At 55.8% G+C, this 17,319-nt stretch carries 14 protein-coding genes and 1 pseudogene; 10 read left to right on the forward strand and 5 right to left on the reverse strand.

Annotated elements, in window-relative coordinates; translation table 11 throughout:
- Nucleotides 1-20: 20 nt before the first annotated feature.
- The 6 genes from lpoB (at nt 21) to ABLV07_RS18085 (ending at nt 5,374) form a co-directional block, all read left to right on the forward strand.
- Nucleotides 21-659, forward strand: a complete 639-nt coding sequence (gene lpoB / locus ABLV07_RS18060) for a penicillin-binding protein activator LpoB (RefSeq protein WP_164514935.1) — start codon at nt 21-23, stop codon at nt 657-659.
- Entirely contained in the window at nt 640-1,467 is an 828-nt protein-coding gene (thiK, locus tag ABLV07_RS18065) for a thiamine kinase (RefSeq protein ID WP_015705044.1), read from the forward strand. The genes lpoB and thiK overlap by 20 nt, the downstream gene beginning before the upstream one ends.
- Nucleotides 1,468-1,490: 23 nt before the next feature.
- Nucleotides 1,491-2,501: a beta-N-acetylhexosaminidase gene (gene nagZ / locus ABLV07_RS18070; protein ID WP_161798797.1), complete on the forward strand. Its 1,011-nt coding sequence runs from the start codon at nt 1,491-1,493 to the stop codon at nt 2,499-2,501.
- 36 nt (nt 2,502-2,537) lie between these two features.
- Nucleotides 2,538-3,080: an alpha/beta hydrolase YcfP gene (ycfP, locus tag ABLV07_RS18075; protein WP_015367178.1), complete on the forward strand. Its 543-nt coding sequence runs from the start codon at nt 2,538-2,540 to the stop codon at nt 3,078-3,080.
- A gap of 244 nt (nt 3,081-3,324) precedes the next feature.
- Nucleotides 3,325-4,629 carry an NAD(P)/FAD-dependent oxidoreductase gene (locus ABLV07_RS18080; protein WP_015367177.1) on the forward strand — a complete coding sequence of 435 codons (1,305 nt, stop codon included), beginning with the start codon at nt 3,325-3,327 and terminating at the stop codon, nt 4,627-4,629.
- A gap of 205 nt (nt 4,630-4,834) precedes the next feature.
- A complete protein-coding gene (locus ABLV07_RS18085; protein WP_048228651.1) occupies nt 4,835-5,374 on the forward strand; it encodes a glycine zipper 2TM domain-containing protein in 540 nt (179 codons plus the stop codon).
- A gap of 56 nt (nt 5,375-5,430) precedes the next feature.
- Here ABLV07_RS18085 and ABLV07_RS18090 read toward each other — a convergent pair whose 3' ends face one another.
- The 3 genes and pseudogenes from ABLV07_RS18090 to ABLV07_RS18100 form a co-directional block, all read right to left on the reverse strand.
- On the reverse strand, nt 5,431-7,620 hold the full coding sequence (locus ABLV07_RS18090; protein WP_020079138.1) for a TonB-dependent siderophore receptor: 2,190 nt from the start codon (nt 7,618-7,620) through the stop codon (nt 5,431-5,433).
- A gap of 225 nt (nt 7,621-7,845) precedes the next feature.
- Entirely contained in the window at nt 7,846-8,481 is a 636-nt protein-coding gene (locus tag ABLV07_RS18095) for a TetR/AcrR family transcriptional regulator (protein WP_015705049.1), read from the reverse strand.
- 62 nt (nt 8,482-8,543) lie between these two features.
- Nucleotides 8,544-8,606, reverse strand: a pseudogene (locus ABLV07_RS18100) (hypothetical protein); the annotation flags it as partial.
- A 124-nt stretch (nt 8,607-8,730) separates the two neighbouring features.
- Here ABLV07_RS18100 and bhsA point away from each other — a divergent pair.
- Nucleotides 8,731-8,988 (forward strand): multiple stress resistance protein BhsA, encoded by a 258-nt coding sequence (gene bhsA, locus ABLV07_RS18105; protein ID WP_015705050.1) that lies wholly within the window; start codon nt 8,731-8,733, stop codon nt 8,986-8,988.
- Between the two features lie 230 nt (nt 8,989-9,218).
- Here the strand turns inward: bhsA and ABLV07_RS18110 are convergent, their stop codons facing one another.
- On the reverse strand, nt 9,219-10,178 hold the full coding sequence (locus tag ABLV07_RS18110) for a L,D-transpeptidase family protein (RefSeq protein WP_015705051.1): 960 nt from the start codon (nt 10,176-10,178) through the stop codon (nt 9,219-9,221).
- A 165-nt stretch (nt 10,179-10,343) separates the two neighbouring features.
- Nucleotides 10,344-13,790, reverse strand: a complete 3,447-nt coding sequence (gene mfd, locus ABLV07_RS18115; protein WP_046883763.1) for a transcription-repair coupling factor — start codon at nt 13,788-13,790, stop codon at nt 10,344-10,346.
- Between the two features lie 338 nt (nt 13,791-14,128).
- Between mfd and lolC the strand changes: the two genes are divergently transcribed.
- From lolC to lolE, 3 genes are read left to right on the forward strand one after another with little or no spacing between them, the layout of a single operon-like run.
- The gene (gene lolC / locus ABLV07_RS18120) at nt 14,129-15,328 is read left to right on the forward strand and encodes a lipoprotein-releasing ABC transporter permease subunit LolC (RefSeq protein ID WP_015705053.1); all 1,200 of its coding nucleotides are present in this window, start codon (nt 14,129-14,131) and stop codon (nt 15,326-15,328) included.
- Complete coding sequence (gene lolD, locus ABLV07_RS18125; RefSeq protein WP_015367168.1) at nt 15,321-16,022, forward strand: lipoprotein-releasing ABC transporter ATP-binding protein LolD; 702 nt, start codon at nt 15,321-15,323, stop codon at nt 16,020-16,022. The genes lolC and lolD overlap by 8 nt, the downstream gene beginning before the upstream one ends.
- Nucleotides 16,022-17,266 (forward strand): lipoprotein-releasing ABC transporter permease subunit LolE, encoded by a 1,245-nt coding sequence (gene lolE, locus ABLV07_RS18130; RefSeq protein ID WP_042892237.1) that lies wholly within the window; start codon nt 16,022-16,024, stop codon nt 17,264-17,266. Before lolD ends, lolE begins: the two co-directional genes overlap by 1 nt.
- Nucleotides 17,267-17,319: the final 53 nt, after the last annotated feature.

The raw sequence follows: 17,319 nt of genomic DNA on the forward strand, positions 1-17,319 counted from the left end.
AGGTCATCATAATGATTAAAATGTGTCGCTATGCGTTAATCACAGCACTGGCGATATTCCTGGCTGGCTGTGTGGGGCAACGTAATGAACCTGCGCCGGTCGAGGAGGCGAAGCCGAAGCCGGAACAACCTGCGCAGCCGCAGCCGACGGTGCCTGCCGTGCCGACGGTGCCAACGCAGCCGGGGCCGATCGAACACGGCGGCGAACAGCCATCGCAGCCGTCTCAGCCTGCTCCGCGCGTTCGTCACTACAACTGGGACGCCGCCGTACAACCAATGGTCGGCCAGATGCTGCAGGCCGGCGGAGTGAACGCGGGCAGCATTCTGTTGGTGGATAGCGTCAATAACCGTACCAACGGATCGCTGAACGCGGCCGAAGCGACCTCCGCGCTGCGCAACGCGCTGGCCGGCAACGGCAAGTTTACGCTGGTATCGACTCAGCAGCTTGCGGCGGCTAAACAACAGCTGGGCCTGTCGCCGCAGGATAGCCTCGGCAGCCGCAGCAAAGCGATGGGGATTGCGCGCACCGTTGGCGCACAGTACGTGCTGTATTCCAACGCCACCGGCAACGTCAATGCGCCGGAGCTGAAAATGCAGCTGATGCTGGTGCAGTCCGGCGAGATTATCTGGTCAGGCAAAGGTGCGGTTCAGCAACAATAAGCTTACGCGCGACGAGCTCTTGTCGCGCTTCTTTCCTCGCTATTCACCTGTCGCCGCCTTGACTGAAAACGGTCTTAGCGGCGGCAGTTGCGTTATCAGCGATGGCGTCCGTCGGCTGGTGTTGCGCCAGCCTCACGATCCGCTGGCGCCGCTCAGCCATTTTCTGCGCCAGTACCGCGCGCTTCAGCACCTTCCGGCGTCGCTTTCGCCGGCGCCGGTGTTCTTTTCGCCACGCTGGATGGTGGTGGAGTATTGCGCAGGAGAAGTGAAAAGCGCGCTGCCGGAGTGCCCTTCGCTTGCCGGGTTATTGTATCATCTGCACCAACAGCCGCGTTTTGGCTGGCGCATCGAGCTGGCACCGTTGCTTGAGTTGTACTGGCAGCAGTGCGATCCGACCAGGCGCACCGTTTTCTGGCTGCGCTGGCATAAACGGTTATTGCGCCAGCGTGAACCGCGGCCGTTGCGTTTAGCGCCTCTGCATATGGACGTCCACGCTGGTAATATTATTCATAGCCGCGACGGTCTGCGCTTGATTGACTGGGAGTATGCGGGAGACGGCGATATCGCGCTTGAACTGGCGGCGGTATGGTGCGATGCCCATACGCGTTGCCAGCTGCTCAATGAGTATTCGCGCTTTGCCCGAATTGATAAGCAGCAACTGCGGCGGCAAATACAGCGTTGGCGGCCGTGGGTACTTATATTGATGGCGGGCTGGTATGAGCGGCGCTGGCAGCAGAGCGGCGACCGGCAATTTATTGCACTGGCGGATGCGACATGGCGTCAGTTAAAAACAGAAAATAAAGGATAAGAGAGGTCTGTGTGGGTCCGGTAATGTTGGATGTCGAAGGTTTTGAACTGGATGCGGAAGAGCGTGAGATTCTGGCTCATCCTTTGGTCGGCGGCTTAATTTTGTTTACCCGCAACTACCACGATCCGGCGCAGTTGCGCGAACTGGTACGCCAAATCCGCGAGGCCTCGCGTAATCATCTCGTGGTGGCGGTGGATCAGGAAGGTGGGCGTGTGCAGCGCTTTCGCGAAGGTTTTACCCGTCTGCCGGCCGCGCAGTCTTTTGCCGCGCTGCTGGGGGTGGAAGAGGGCGGTAAGCTCGCCGCAGAAGCCGGTTGGCTGATGGCCAGCGAAATGATTGCCATGGATATTGATATCAGCTTCGCGCCGGTGCTGGATGTGGGGCACATCAGCGCTGCGATCGGCGAACGCTCATGGCATGAAGACCCGCAAAAGGCGCTGGTGATGGCGCGTCATTTCATTGACGGTATGCATGCCGCCGGTATGAAAACCACCGGTAAACACTTCCCGGGCCACGGCGCGGTGACGGCGGATTCACACAAAGAGACACCGTTTGATCCGCGTCCGGCAGCGGAAATCCGTGCTAAAGATATGGCGGTGTTCAAGAGCCTGATCGATGAACAACGCCTGGATGCGATTATGCCGGCGCATGTGATTTACTCTGACATCGATCCGCGCCCGGCGAGTGGTTCAGAATACTGGCTGAAAACGGTGCTGCGCGGCGAGCTGGGCTTTGATGGCGTCATCTTCTCAGACGACCTGTCGATGGAAGGGGCGGCGATCATGGGCAGCTATGCTGAACGTGGGCAGGCATCGCTCGATGCCGGTTGCGATATGATCCTGGTCTGCAATAATCGTAAAGGCGCGGTGAGCGTATTGGATAACCTGTCCCCGATCAAAGCAGAGCGTGTTACAAAATTGTATCATAAAGGTTCATTTACCCGTCAGGAACTGCGAGATTCCGCTCGTTGGCAAACGGTAAGCGCACAGCTGGAACAGCTCCATGCGCGCTGGCAAGAAGCGAAGTCTGCGTAGTTAACCTGAAGGGCGTTGTTGTCTGGTGAGGATACGATGATTATCTATTTACACGGTTTTGACTCTAACAGCCCCGGTAACCATGAAAAGGTGCTGCAGCTGCAGTTTATCGACCCTGACGTGCGGTTGATTAGCTACAGTACGCTCCATCCAAAACATGATATGCAGCATTTGTTGAAGGAAGTCGACAAAATGCTGCAGCTCACTGCCGACGATCGGCCGCTCATATGCGGCGTCGGGTTAGGCGGTTACTGGGCGGAAAGGATCGGTTTCCTCTGCGATATTCGGCAGGCCGTGTTCAACCCGAACCTGTTCCCCTACGAGAACATGGAAGGGAAAATCGACAGGCCGGAAGAGTATCAGGATATCGCCACCAAGTGCGTGAACAACTTCCGCGAAAAAAATCGCGACCGCTGCCTGGTGATGCTATCACGCCATGATGAGGCGCTGGATAGCCAACGCTCGGCTGAAGTGCTGCATCATTATTACGAAATCATCTGGGATGAAGAACAGACGCACAAATTTAAAAGTCTTTCACCGCATCTGCAGCGAATAAAGGCTTTTAAGACCCTCGGCTAACCTTGTTTTCCCTTTCTCAGCCCGCCGCGTGCAAACGCCGCGGGCTTTTTCTTGTCCATAATTGACGTTGTTCGTTTAAAAAATATGCGGTAAAACTTGATGCACATCAATTTTGGTATGACCAATGTTCCGTTCATGCTATTCTCGGTCCTGCTGAATGGTTTCATTGCTGCAACTTGTTGTTAACTAAGAGCTATTTGGATAACTTTTGATTAACAATTGGTTAATACTTTTAGGGGGTCTTGTGACTACGCCATTGAAAAGAATCGTTATTGTAGGTGGTGGTGCCGGCGGACTGGAACTGGCTACTCAGTTGGGTAGAAAGCTGGGCCGCAACAAAAAAGCGAAAATTACGCTGGTGGATCGCAACCATAGCCACCTGTGGAAGCCGCTACTGCATGAAGTGGCGACCGGTTCTCTGGATGAGGGCGTTGATGCGCTGAGCTACCTGGCGCATGCGCGTAACCACGGTTTCCAGTTCCAGTTAGGATCGGTGGTGGATATCAATCGCGAAGGAAAGACCATTACTCTCGCGGAACTGCGCAACGAGAAAGGCGAGCTGTTGGTTGCCGAGCGTAAGCTGCCGTACGACACGCTGGTGATGGCGCTGGGTAGTACCTCCAATGACTTTAACACGCCAGGGGTGAAGGAAAACTGCATTTTCCTTGATAACCCGCACCAGGCGCGCCGTTTCCATCAGGAAATGCTTAACCTGTTCCTCAAGTATTCTGCAAACCTCGGCGCCAACGGTAAGGTCAATATCGCCATCGTTGGCGGCGGGGCTACCGGGGTTGAGCTGTCCGCCGAGCTACATAATGCGGTGAAACAGCTGCATAGCTATGGTTACAAAGGGTTGACCAACGAAGCGCTGAACGTGACGCTGGTTGAAGCCGGCGAACGTATTCTTCCGGCGCTGCCGCCGCGCATTTCCGGCGCCGCGCACAATGAACTGACTAAGCTTGGCGTACGTGTCCTGACGCAGACCATGGTGACCAGCGCAGACGTTAACGGCCTGCACACTAAAGATGGTCAATTTATTGATGCCGACCTGATGGTGTGGGCGGCGGGCATCAAAGCGCCTGATTTCATGAAAGAGATTGGCGGCCTGGAGACCAACCGCATTAACCAACTGGTGGTGGAGCCGACGCTGCAGACAACGCGTGATCCGGATATCTACGCTATCGGCGATTGTGCCTCATGCGCTCGTCCGGAAGGCGGCTTTGTACCTCCACGCGCCCAGGCGGCGCACCAGATGGCGACCTGCGCGCTGAATAACATTCTGGCGCAGATGAAAGGTAAAGCGCTGAAACCGTATGTCTATAAAGATCACGGTTCACTGGTCTCCCTGTCGAACTACTCCACCGTTGGCAGCCTGATGGGTAACCTGATGCGTGGCTCGATGATGGTTGAAGGGCGAATTGCGCGCTTCGTGTATATCTCGCTGTACCGCATGCATCAGATTGCGTTACACGGCTATTTCAAGACCGGCCTGATGATGTTGGTAGGACGTATTAACCGCATCATTCGTCCGCGTCTCAAGCTGCACTAAGCTGTCAGCAATCAGGATAGCGCCATCGCGGCGCTATCCTGAAAACACAGCATATCCTTCTGCCAGAATCGCTAATTCCTGTTAGGAATCCTCTGAATCCCCTTGATTTGCCGTAGGTTCCCGCATTTTTCATCCGCTTTCTGATTTGCATACCCCCTGAGCAGCACGCAGAATTGCTAGTAACAGCAATGAAGGAGGAATTCCCGTGAATAAATCAATGTTGGCGGGTATTGGGATTGGCGTTGCCGCCGCGTTGGGCGTCGCCGCCGTTGCCGGTCTCAATGTATTAGATCGTGGCCCGCAATATGCGCAAGTGGTGTCCAGTACGCCGATAAAAGAAAGCATAAAAACGCCGCGCCAGGAATGCCGTAACGTGACCGTTACCCATCGTCGTCCGGTGCAGGATGAAAACCGTATTGCCGGTTCCGTTCTCGGCGCGGTCGCCGGGGGCGTGATTGGCCACCAGTTTGGCGGCGGGCGAGGGCGTGATGTCGCTACCGTGGTTGGCGCGCTGGGCGGCGGCTATGCCGGTAACCAAATTCAGGGCTCGATGCAGGATAACGACACCTATACCACCACCCAGCAGCGCTGTAAGACGGTTTACGACAAGTCGGAAAAAATGCTCGGTTATGATGTCACCTATAAAATCGGCGACCAGCAGGGCAAAATCCGCATGGACCACCAGCCGGGGGCGCAAATCCCGCTGGACAGCAACGGTCAGCTGATTCTGAATAACAAAGCGTAAAACAGCAGTTTTAAGCTATTAGCCCCTCAATCACTCAGGCTGAGGGGCTTTTTTTATTAGAACGTTAACGCGTAGTTCAGGCCGAAGGTCCGGCCACGGCCTTTATATTCGTACAGCCCGGCGCTGCCATAGGTTGGACTGTACAATAGCGGCGCGCGCTGTCCCCAGATGGTGACGTAATCTTCGTTCAGCAAGTTTTCGATGCTAAAGGTCAGTTTACCCACCGGCAGCAAATAGCTACCGATAAAATCGACGGTATTGTACCCATCAAGCTTATTGCCGCTGGCATCGCTTAAATCAAATACCTGCTGGCTTTGCACGCGTAGCGACCACGGGTCCGGCGCCCAGCCGACCCAGGCGGTGGCTTTCGACGGCGAGGCCAGGGTGACGTCCCACTTCTGCCAACTGCCATCGGTTTTTACTTGCGATTTCAGCACGTTGAAGTTAGCGCCCAGGCTCCAGTCGCTATCAGGCACGAAGTAGTCCACCGCGCCTTCCACGCCGTAAATGCGTCGTTTATCCGATTGCACATCAATGGTCATATCGCTGCGGTTAACTACGATGGTTTTGTCTGATGTCGAGTAATAAGCGGCAAGCTGGGTGCGCAGGTTGTCGCCGGTGTAACGCCAGCCCAGCTCCCAGGAGTTAACTTTGATCCCCTGTAGCGGCGAGTCGCCGACGTTAACGCTCGAAACCAGCGGCAGATGGCCGTTGACCGCGGCGCCGTAGCTGCCGATACCGTAATATTTGCCCGGATCCGGCAGTTCGACGCCCTGAGAGAAGTTAAACCAGGTCTGCTGGCGTTCGGTAATGTGGGCGACGATCCCGGCATTAAAGAGGAAGTTATCATAATCGGTCTTACCGCCAGGAATGGCATCCGCCGACTGATATTTGCCTTTAGCGACATCCTGCTGCTGCGCGTAGCCGACAAAATCATCGACGCGGTTTTCCGTCCATTGATAGCGCACGCCGCCGCTAAGGGTGAAGATGTCGTTCAGGTCATAGCTGGTTTGCAGGAACGGCGCGAGATTGGTGATGCTGTAGCCTGGATAGCGGCCGGTGGTGTAGGCTGACTGATTATTCAGGCCGCCGGAAGCCATTGCTTTATCCAGGTCGAAGAACATTTGGTTGGAGTTGAAGGTTTCATGGTCGGCATCAACGCCCCAGGTCAGATCCCATCCCGTCAGCGGCTGGCTGTTGAAGGTGATCTTAGCGCCGTACTGATCGGTATCCTGCTGTGAAGCGGAAAAACTGCTGATTTGCCCTTTGCTCAGAGCCGGGAAGGGGTAGAAGGTCAGTGATTCGTCGCGGTAATAAATCTGGCTGACCAGATTCTGGCCGAAGAAGTCGGCGTCGGAATATTGCAGACTGATCAAATGACGCTCGGTACCAGGCACGCGATCGGAGTTAAGCCCGTTAGAGGTCCAGGCTTTACTTTCGCCAAGTACCGCAGACATATCTTTGCCCAAATTCAGACCATAATCATCGCCCTGGCTTTTATAGTACTGCGTGACAAGCTGGAGCTGGCGCTGGTCATCGATTTCGATGGTTCCGGTACCCATCACGTCGAGTCGGTCCGAATGCTGTAAGCCGGTTTGCGTATTATCGAGGATCAGCGCGTCATTGTTGCCGTCATACCAGCCGCCGAAGCGCTGATAGGCCACCGACAGACGGCCGGAAGCATGATCGGTACCCCCGCTGACGGCCGCCGCTACTCGTTCATCATGATCGTTGCTATTGGCAAAGCCGGTTTTACCACCCAGCTCCAGATCCACCTGGCGTTCCTGCTGGCCTTTTTTCGTGACGATATTAATCAGACCGCCGGTACTGCCGCCGCCGTATAACGATGTGGCGCCGGAAATAACTTCAATATGTTCGATGTTAAACGGATCGATGGCGTCAAGCTGGCGGCTATCGGTACGCGATGAATTGAGACGCACGCCGTCGATGAGCACGACGATGGCGCGTCCGCGCATGTTCATGCCGTAGTTGGTACGCCCCTGGCTGCTGACATCTATCCCGGGGATCAGCTGCGCGAGGACATCTTTAAACTCTTTACCACCCTGAACCTGTTGCTCAATCTCCTGGCCTTCAATCACCCAGGTGGTTTGCGCCATCTCGGCGACGGTACGGTGGTTACGGTTGGCGCTGACGATAATATCGTCTTCATCGGCGGCCTGCGCGGTAAAGGCTGGCAGGGCGGTGGCCAGCAGCAGAGGATTGAGCAGCCAGAGGCGCTTGTTCATTCGCATTCCTTGATATGAGTTAGTCATTACTGTTGTTATTTTTTTCAGCCACAGGCGCGGCTGTTACAGCGTGAAACATATAGAAAAACAAATGCGAATTTTGCACATATTGATTATCGTTATCAATATCATTTACAACAAATCAACATAATGAAAATATTGAGAAATGTAAGGTTATTCAGCAGATGGGGAAAAAACCGGCGAGCGACGGCCGCCGGTAGGGGATTAAGGTTGCAGGATTTGCGGCCACAGGCGCAGCGTCGTGTCACTAATCTGTTTCAGGGTGGCAAAATCAGCGCCTTCGCGCGCACTGATCGACATTCCTTGCAGCATGCAGTTTAAAAACTGCGCCAGCTGCAAGACATTGCCCTGCGCAGGGAGTTCGCCGCGTTGCTGACGCTGCTGTAAAAATTGCGTCAACGTTTGTTCCTGCACCGCGTGCCGCGACTTAATGGTGTTGGCGATATCGGTTGAAGAGGCGGCCAGCGCCGCGGAGGTGTTAATCATAAAACAGCCTGCCGGGGTATCTTTGCTGGTAAAGCAGGTGGCGACAGCGGTGAAATAGTCGCGCAGCGCCTGATCGACGGTTTTGTGGTCATCGAATAGCAGGGCTTCGTGTTTGGCGGCGAAGCGGGAAATGTAGCGATCCAGCACCGCGCGGAATAAGCCTTCTTTGTTCACGAACTCGGCGTATAGCGTCGGGGCTTTCGCACCGGTCGCTTCGACGAGATCGGCCAGCGAAGTTGCTTCATAGCCGTGCTGCCAGAAAAGTGTCATGGCCTTGTCCAGCGCCGCGTCCCTGTCGAACACTTTAGGTCGGCCACGGCTTTTTTTTGCGCAACTTTGAACGTCAGTTGTCATGATGCCGTTGTACCTATGTTGGGTTGTTGAACGGCCATTATAAAAATAAACGTGTCACGCTACCAGCGGCAGAAGTCCAAAAATAAATAATTCATATATGTATGAAAATTAAGCATTTTATAAATAGTTAAATGATCGTTATAAAAATGAGTTGACCTGTGACCTGGATCACATTATCATTTACCTATCGATCGTTAAGTTAATTCTTGCGACCCTACTATAAAAATCATCTGCATAGGTATAATAATCATGAAAAACGTCCAAAAACTGGCACTTGCTGCCGTACTGAGCTCACTCTCATTCGCAAGTTTCGCCGCTGTTGAGGTGCAATCCACCCCAGCAGGTCAACATAAAATCGGTACCGTTTCCGCATCCGCCGGCACCAATCTGGGTTCGCTTGAAGAGCAGCTGGCGCAGAAAGCCGACGAGATGGGGGCGACCTCTTACCGTATTACCTCGGTAACCGGTCCTAATACCCTGCACGGTACCGCAGTTATCTATAAATAAATGTTGTAACCCCTGTCATGCCACTGACAAAACGCGTTCCTGACCCCCTTCAGCAGAACGCGTGTAGTAAGCAGTAAAAGTCGTTCCCTTTGTTATGCCACTCTCGCGACGCGGTCCACACCCCTTCATGGGACCGCGCCCCGCGAAACCTCGTCAGCGAAGCTGGCGATTGCCACAAAAAAACCCGCCGTGCCTGGCGGGTTTTTTACATTCTACCATCCGGAAATGCACTACATGGCTTGCTCAGCGGGAAGCTGATGGCGGGTCACATCGACCGGCATTCCGGAGCGCAGCTCCATCGCGTATTCCATCACCTGCTGATTGGTCTGCGGTGCCTGTTTAAAGTTCTTCATGCCGGCATTCAGGACGATTGGCAGCGTCTGCGGATCGTCATTGATATGTTCGGACAGCGGCTGGTGGACTTCCACCAGACGGGTACCGTTTGGCTCTACCGAAACTTTGATAGGTTCGTTGATGATATTCACCCTGGTGCCCGGCGTGATTTTGTTATACAGAGACTTTATATCAGCATCGCGCAGGCGGATACAGCCTGAACTGACGCGCATCCCGATACCAAAATCGGCGTTGGTGCCGTGCAGTAGATAGACGCCGCCGTAGGCCGCGAGACGAATCGCGTGATGTCCCATCGGGTTATTCGGCCCGGCAGGGACTACGGCCGGCAAATCGATCCCCATCGCTTTATATCGCGCGCGGATGTTGGCGGTTGGTGTCCAGGTGGGGTTGGCGCGCTTATCGGAAACGGTAGTGACCATCGTCGGGGTCAGGGTATCGCCGCCAAGCTGGCCGATACCTATCGGATAAACGGTCACGCTATTCTGTCCAGGTGGATAGTAGTACAGGCGCAGCTCGGCGATATTGAGCACCAGACCTTCACGGGGGGCGTCAGGCAGCAGCGTCTGCAGCGGGATGGTCAGCACGCTACCGGCGCGCGGCACATAAGGATCGACCCCGGGATTAGCCTGCAGCAGCGCGAGAAAACCAACGTTGTATTTTTTGGCAATCGCTTCCAGCGATCCGCCGTTATCCTGCACTACATGAAACTGATTCTGCCCGACCAGACGGCTACCGCTCGGCGGTAACGGCCAGGTATTGGCGCGGGCGGGAAGGGCCAGCGTCGCCGCGAGAGCGAATGCCGTAAGCCAGGTTGAAACACGCGAGATATTTATCATTACCATAATTCCACAATAAACAAATGGTTATTTTTATAAGATAATCAATGTCAATTATGGCGCGGGAGAGTGTTGGGAAATCCAGGTGGATTGCAAAATGTTTGTAAAGTTTGCTAACTGTGACAGGTAAAGAGATGCGGTTCTGACAACCGCATCTCTTTTTTATCAAGCGGTGGCGTTTTCTTCCAGCTGACGCATAAACTGGCGTACCCAGTCCATACGTGTTTTACGCTCATCCAGCTCCTGGAAGAATTTAAGACGAGTTGGCCCATCCAGCCGGTAATGCTGCGGCTGCTTCTGCAGCAGACCGATAAGCCAGACCGGGTTCACATTATTTTTCTCGTTAAACTCGATCACGCCGCCTTTTTCATTGCACTCCAGCTTACGGATCCCCAGCTTTTGCGCCTGCTGGCGTAGGCGCGTGATATCCAGCAAATTACGCGCCGCATCCGGCAATGTGCCAAAGCGATCGATCAGCTCGACTTTGATCTCATCCAGATCGTGTTCGTTTTTGGTGCTGGCGATACGCTTATAGAACGACAGACGGGTGTTCACGTCGGGAATAAAGTCATCCGGCAGCAACGCCGGCATGCGCAGCTCCACTTCCGTCTGCTGGCTGGTGAGATCTTCCAGCGACGGCTCGCGACCCTCTTTCAGGGCATCGACGGCGTTCTCCAGCAGTTCCATATACAGCGAGAAGCCGATAGTTTCCATCTGTCCGCTCTGACCTTCTCCCAGCAGTTCGCCGGCGCCGCGAATTTCAAGATCGTGGGTCGCGAGGGCAAAGCCGGCGCCGAGGTCTTCCAGCGAAGCGATAGCTTCCAGGCGTTTCTGCGCGTCGGTAGTCATCGCTTTCGGATGCGGGGTGAGCAGCCAGGCGTAGGCCTGATGGTGCGAACGGCCCACACGGCCGCGCAGCTGGTGCAGCTGGGCAAGGCCGAAGTGATCGGCGCGCTCAATGATGATGGTATTGGCGGTCGGGATATCGATGCCGGTTTCAATAATTGTCGTACAGACCAGCACGTTAAAACGCTGGTGATGGAAATCATTCATCACCCGTTCCAGTTCGCGTTCGCGCATCTGGCCGTGACCGATGGCAATTCGCGCTTCCGGTACCAGTTCAGCCAGACGATCCGCCGCTTTCTGAATATTTTCAACATCGTTATACAGATAGTAAACCTGACCGCCGCGCAGGACTTCACGCAGGATCGCCTCGCGAACCACCAGCGCGTCATATTCGCGGACAAAGGTTTTTACCGCCAAACGGCGAGCTGGCGGGGTGGCGATAATGGACAGATCGCGCATTCCGCTCATCGCCATATTCAGCGTACGCGGGATCGGCGTGGCGGTCAGCGTCAGGATATCGACGTCCGCGCGCATCGCCTTGATGCGTTCTTTATGACGCACCCCGAAGCGGTGTTCTTCATCGACGATTAATAACCCCAGGTCGCGCAGCTTGACTTCATTTTGCAGCAGCTTATGGGTGCCGATCAGAATATCGATTTTACCTTCTGCCGCCTGTTCGAGGATCTGCGCCTGCTCTTTGGCGCTGCGGAAACGCGATAGCATCTCAATGCGTACCGGCCAGTTGGCGAAGCGGTCGCGGAAGTTATCGTAGTGCTGCTGGGCGAGCAGGGTGGTCGGCACCAGCACGGCCACCTGTTTGTGGTTTTCGACGGCGAGGAAGGCGGCGCGCATCGCCACTTCGGTTTTCCCGAAGCCAACGTCGCCGCAGACCAGGCGGTCCATTGCCAGCGGCTGGCACATATCGCTGAGAACGGCGTTGATTGCCTGCGCCTGATCTGGTGTGGTTTCGAACGGGAAACCGTCGCAGAATAATTGATACTGCTCGCGGTCATGCTTAAAGGCGAAGCCTTCTTTGGCCGCGCGTTGGGCGTAGATATCCAGCAGTTCGGCGGCCACGTCGCGCACTTTCTCCGCCGCTTTTTGCCTTGCCCGCGCCCAGGCATCGCCGCCCAGTTTGTGTAGCGGCGCATTTTCCTCCGCGCCGCCGGCGTAGCGGCTAATCAAATGCAGTGACGATACCGGGACGTACAGTTTGGCGTCGTTGGCGTAGGTCAGCATCAGATATTCGCCTTTGATGCCCCCGGCTTCGAGGGTGGTCATCCCCGCATAACGACCCACCCCATGTTCAAGGTGCACCACCGGCTGTCCGATATGCAGTTCCGCCAGGTTGCGAATGAGCGTATCGGGGTTGATGGTACGGCGGGAATCCTGACGACGGCGGGCGACGCGTTCGCCCAGCAGATCGCTTTCGCAAATCAGCGCCAGATTAGCCTGGCTGTCGATAAATCCGTGCTCGGCGGCGCCGATCATCAGGAAACGACCATTGCCGCTGGCTTCCTGCAGGCGCAATATATGTTTTGGCGCAACTTTGATGCGCGCCAGCATCTCGCCCAGCGCCTCGCGGCGGCCTTCGCTTTCAACGGAGAAAATCACCGGGCCGCTGAAGGATTCAAGGAAGCGACGCAGATTGTCCAGCGGCGCTTTATTCTGCGCCTGAATCGCCAGCTCGGGCAGGGGTTGATAGCCGAGATTAGTATGAGCGGCTTTCTCCGCCAGACGCTCGGTTTTTAACTGGACCCGCGGCCATTTTTTCAGCTCGCTAAAAAGTTCGTCGCTGCGCAGCCACAGTTGTTCCGGCGGTAGCAGCGGGCGCATCGGATCGACGCCGCGGTTTTCAAAGCGGGCGCGGGTTTCATTCTGGAAACGCTCGGCGCTGTGCTCCAGATCGCCGGTATTCACAATCAGCGTACTGGAGGGGAAATAGCTAAACAGCGGCGGCAGCGGCTCGTTGAAGAACAGCGGTTGCCAGTATTCGATCCCGGCAGGCAGGGTACCTTTGCTTACCTGCTGGTAGATATGTTCCGGATCGCGCTTCACGTCAAAGCGATCGCGCCACTGGCTGCGGAACAGTTCGATCGCCGCCTGGTCGGTTGGGAACTCATGCGCCGGCAGCAAATTGATGGCCTCGACTTCTTCCAGAGTACGCTGGCTATCAACATCGAATAACCGCAGGCTGTCTATTTCGTCATCAAAGAAATCGAGGCGATAGGGCTGCTCGCTGCCCATCGGGAAGAGGTCGAGCAGGGCGCCGCGGGTCGCGTATTCGCCGTGTTCCATTACCTGATCGACATGGCGGTAACCGGCGCTGTCCAACTGCGTGCGTAGCGCATCGCGCGACAGACGCTGCCCTTTTTTCATTACCAGCGCGTGACTGTGCAGATAATTATGCGGGCAGACCTTCTGCATCAGAGTGCTGACCGGAACGATAAGCACGCCGCGCTGCATGGTTGGCAACTGGTATAAAGTCGCAAGGCGCGAAGAGATAATATCCTGATGTGGCGAAAAGCTATCGTAGGGCAGGGTTTCCCAGTCAGCGAGGCCGATCACCATGCTATCGGTAAATTGCCTGATTTCATCATTCAAACGCAGGGCGTTTTGCATGTCAGGCGCCACCAGCACCACCGGGCCATGATGGCGTTCGGCCATTTCGGCTACCAGCGTGGCGCAGGCGGCGCCGGTGAGTTCGCCAAGCTGGCGCTGATCGCCGGCTTTGACCGGCAGAGTATAGCGATATTGTTCAGGCATAACGGTTGTCAGGATCCCTTAGCGCCTATCCCATCAGGCGATTGTGTGTACTGTTTGGCCGCAGTCGGCCAACTCGCTCTTCGATGTAGGGGCAAATTGCTGATATTCAATGTCTCTGATTATCCGCAATTGGTCTGATTTCGCCAACCCGAATGGCCTTCTGCGCCATGTTTTCTACAGCGCGTGGCGATTGATAAATATATACACTCTAAATTAACTTTCTGATTTAAAACTATTATTTTGTTATTTTGGCGAAAAAATCTACCGTATCAGCGATTTACGCGTTGGGCTATGCCATATATACTCGAACATCGGCTATCAGCAACCAGATGGATTACATGTACCAACCTGCCGCACTATTTATCGGCCTTCGCTACATGCGCGGGCGCGCAGCCGACCGCTTCGGCCGTTTCGTCTCCTGGCTTTCGACCATCGGCATTACGCTTGGCGTGATGGCGCTGGTGACCGTCCTGTCGGTGATGAACGGTTTTGAGCGCGAGCTGCAAAACAACATCCTGGGGCTGATGCCGCAGGCTATCATTAGCGCCCAGCAGGGCTCTATCAACCCGCAAAAAATGCCGGAAAGCGCCGTTAAGCTGCAGGGCGTGACGCGCGTCGCGCCGATCACCACCGGTGATGTGGTGCTGCAAAGCGCCCGCAGCGTCGCCGTCGGCGTGATGCTGGGTATTGACCCGGCGCAAAAAGATCCGCTGACGCCTTACCTGGTGAACGTGAAACAAAGCGATTTGCAGGCCGGCAAATATAACGTCATTCTCGGCGAACAGCTGGCGGGTCAGTTGGGGGTTAACCGCGGCGATCAAATTCGCGTGATGGTGCCTTCCGCCAGCCAGTTTACCCCGATGGGCCGTGTCCCGAGCCAGCGTTTGTTTAACGTCATCGGCACCTTTGCCGCCAACAGCGAAGTCGATGGCTATCAAATGCTGACCAACATTGATGACGCCTCCCGCCTGATGCGCTATCCGCTGGGCAATATTACCGGCTGGCGTCTGTGGCTCAGCCAACCGCTGCAGGTTGATACGCTCAGTCAACAGAAGCTGCCTGATGGCACCAAATGGCAGGACTGGCGTGAGCGTAAAGGCGAGCTGTTCCAGGCCGTGCGGATGGAAAAAAATATGATGGGGCTGCTGCTGAGCCTGATCGTCGCCGTTGCCGCTTTTAACATTATTACCTCGCTTGGCATGATGGTGATGGAGAAGCAGGGCGAGGTGGCTATTCTGCAGACCCAGGGGCTGACGCCGCGGCAGATCATGGCCGTCTTTATGGTACAGGGCGCCAGCGCCGGGATAGTGGGCGCGCTGCTTGGCGCGCTGCTCGGCGTGCTGTTGGCCAGCCAGCTGAATAATTTAATGCCGATTATCGGCGCGTTTTTGGACGGCGCGGCCCTGCCGGTGGCGATTGAGCCGCTGCAGGTGATTATTATCGCTCTGGTGGCGATGGCGCTGGCCCTGCTGTCTACGTTGTATCCTTCCTGGCGCGCTGCCGCCACCCAACCCGCTGAGGCTTTACGTTATGAATAAGATCCTGCTGCAATGCGACAACCTGTGCAAACGCTATCAGGAAGGCAACGTGCAAACCGATGTGCTGCACGATGTCAGCTTCAGCATTCAAGAGGGTGAAATGATGGCGATTGTCGGCTCTTCAGGCTCCGGCAAAAGTACGCTACTGCACCTGCTTGGCGGGCTGGATACGCCGACCTCCGGCGATGTTATTTTCTCCGGTCAGCCGATGAGCTCGCTCTCCGCCGCGGCTCGCGCCGATCTGCGTAACCGCGAACTCGGGTTTATCTATCAGTTCCACCATCTGCTGCCGGATTTTACCGCGCTGGAAAACGTGGCGATGCCGCTGCTGATTGGCAAGAAAAAAGCGGCGGATATCGAACGCCAGGCGAAAGCGATGCTGCAGGCGGTCGGCCTGGAACACCGTAGCCACCATCGTCCGTCTGAGCTTTCCGGCGGCGAGCGCCAGCGCGTGGCGATTGCTCGCGCGCTGGTGAACAAACCGCGGCTGGTACTGGCGGATGAACCGACCGGCAACCTCGACGCCCGCAATGCCGACAGTATTTTTGAGCTGTTGGGCGAGCTCAACGTGGCGCAGCGTACCGCTTTCCTGGTGGTGACCCATGACCTGCAGCTGGCGAAACGCATGAACCGCCAGTTGGAGATGCGCGATGGCCGCCTGACGGCTGACCTGACCCTGATGGGGGCCCAGTAATGGCTTCACCGTTATCGTTACTGATTGCGCTGCGTTTTAGCCGCGGCAGACGCCGCGGCGGTATGGTCTCGCTGATTTCCGTCATCTCTACTATCGGCATCGCATTAGGGGTGGCGGTACTGATCGTCGGCCTGAGCGCGATGAACGGTTTCGAGCGCGAGCTCAACAACCGCATTCTGGCGGTGGTGCCGCACGGCGAAATCGAGCCGGTTAACCAGCCGTGGAATAACTGGAACGAAGCGCTGACGAAAGTTGAAAAAGTGAAAGGCATCGTCGCCGCTGCGCCTTATATCAACTTTACCGGGTTGGTGGAGAGCGGCAGCAATATGCGCGCCATTCAGGTCAAGGGCGTCGATCCGCAGCAGGAGAGCCGCCTGAGTTCGCTACCAAACTTTGTGCAGAACAACGCATGGGCCAACTTTAAGGCCGGCGCGCAGCAGGTGATTCTGGGTAAAGGCGTCGCCGATGCGCTGCACGTGAAGCAGGGCGATTGGGTGTCGATCATGATCCCCAATTCAGATTCCGAGCACCAGCTGTTGCAGCCGAAACGCGTCAGGCTACACGTGACCGGGATTCTGCAACTGAGCGGCCAACTGGACCATAGCTTCGCGATGATCCCAATGGCGGACGCCCAGCAGTATCTGGATATGGGCAGCAGCGTGACCGGCATCGCCATTAAAGTCACCGACGTGTTTCACGCGAATACGCTGGTACGCGACGCCGGCGAGGTGACCAACAGCTACGTCTATATCAAGAGCTGGATCGGCACCTACGGCTATATGTACCGTGATATTCAGATGATCCGCGCCATTATGTATCTCGCCATGGTACTGGTTATCGGCGTCGCCTGTTTCAACATTGTCTCGACGCTGGTGATGGCGGTGAAAGATAAAAGCGGCGATATTGCGGTGCTGCGCACGCTTGGCGCGAAAGACGGCTTAATCCGCGCGATTTTCGTATGGTATGGTTTATTGGCCGGTTCGGTCGGGAGTCTGATCGGGGTAGTGATCGGCGTGATAGCCGCGCTGAAGCTGACATCGATTATCAACGGTATCGAAGCGTTGATCGGGCATAAATTCCTTTCCGGCGACATCTATTTTATTGACTTCCTGCCGTCTGAATTGCACTGGCTGGATGTCGTTTATGTGCTGGTGACAGCACTGTTGCTGAGTTTGCTGGCCAGCTGGTATCCCGCCCGCCGCGCCAGTCGTATTGACCCGGCGAGGGTGCTGAGTGGCCAGTAATTTATCGTCGTGGCCCGTCAAACGCCGCATCCCTTAGGCCAGTGCTGTGAAAG

Origin of the sequence: Klebsiella sp. CN_Kp097 (assembly GCF_040064495.1) — a bacterium.
GTDB classification, from domain to species: Bacteria; Pseudomonadota; Gammaproteobacteria; order Enterobacterales; family Enterobacteriaceae; genus Klebsiella; species Klebsiella aerogenes.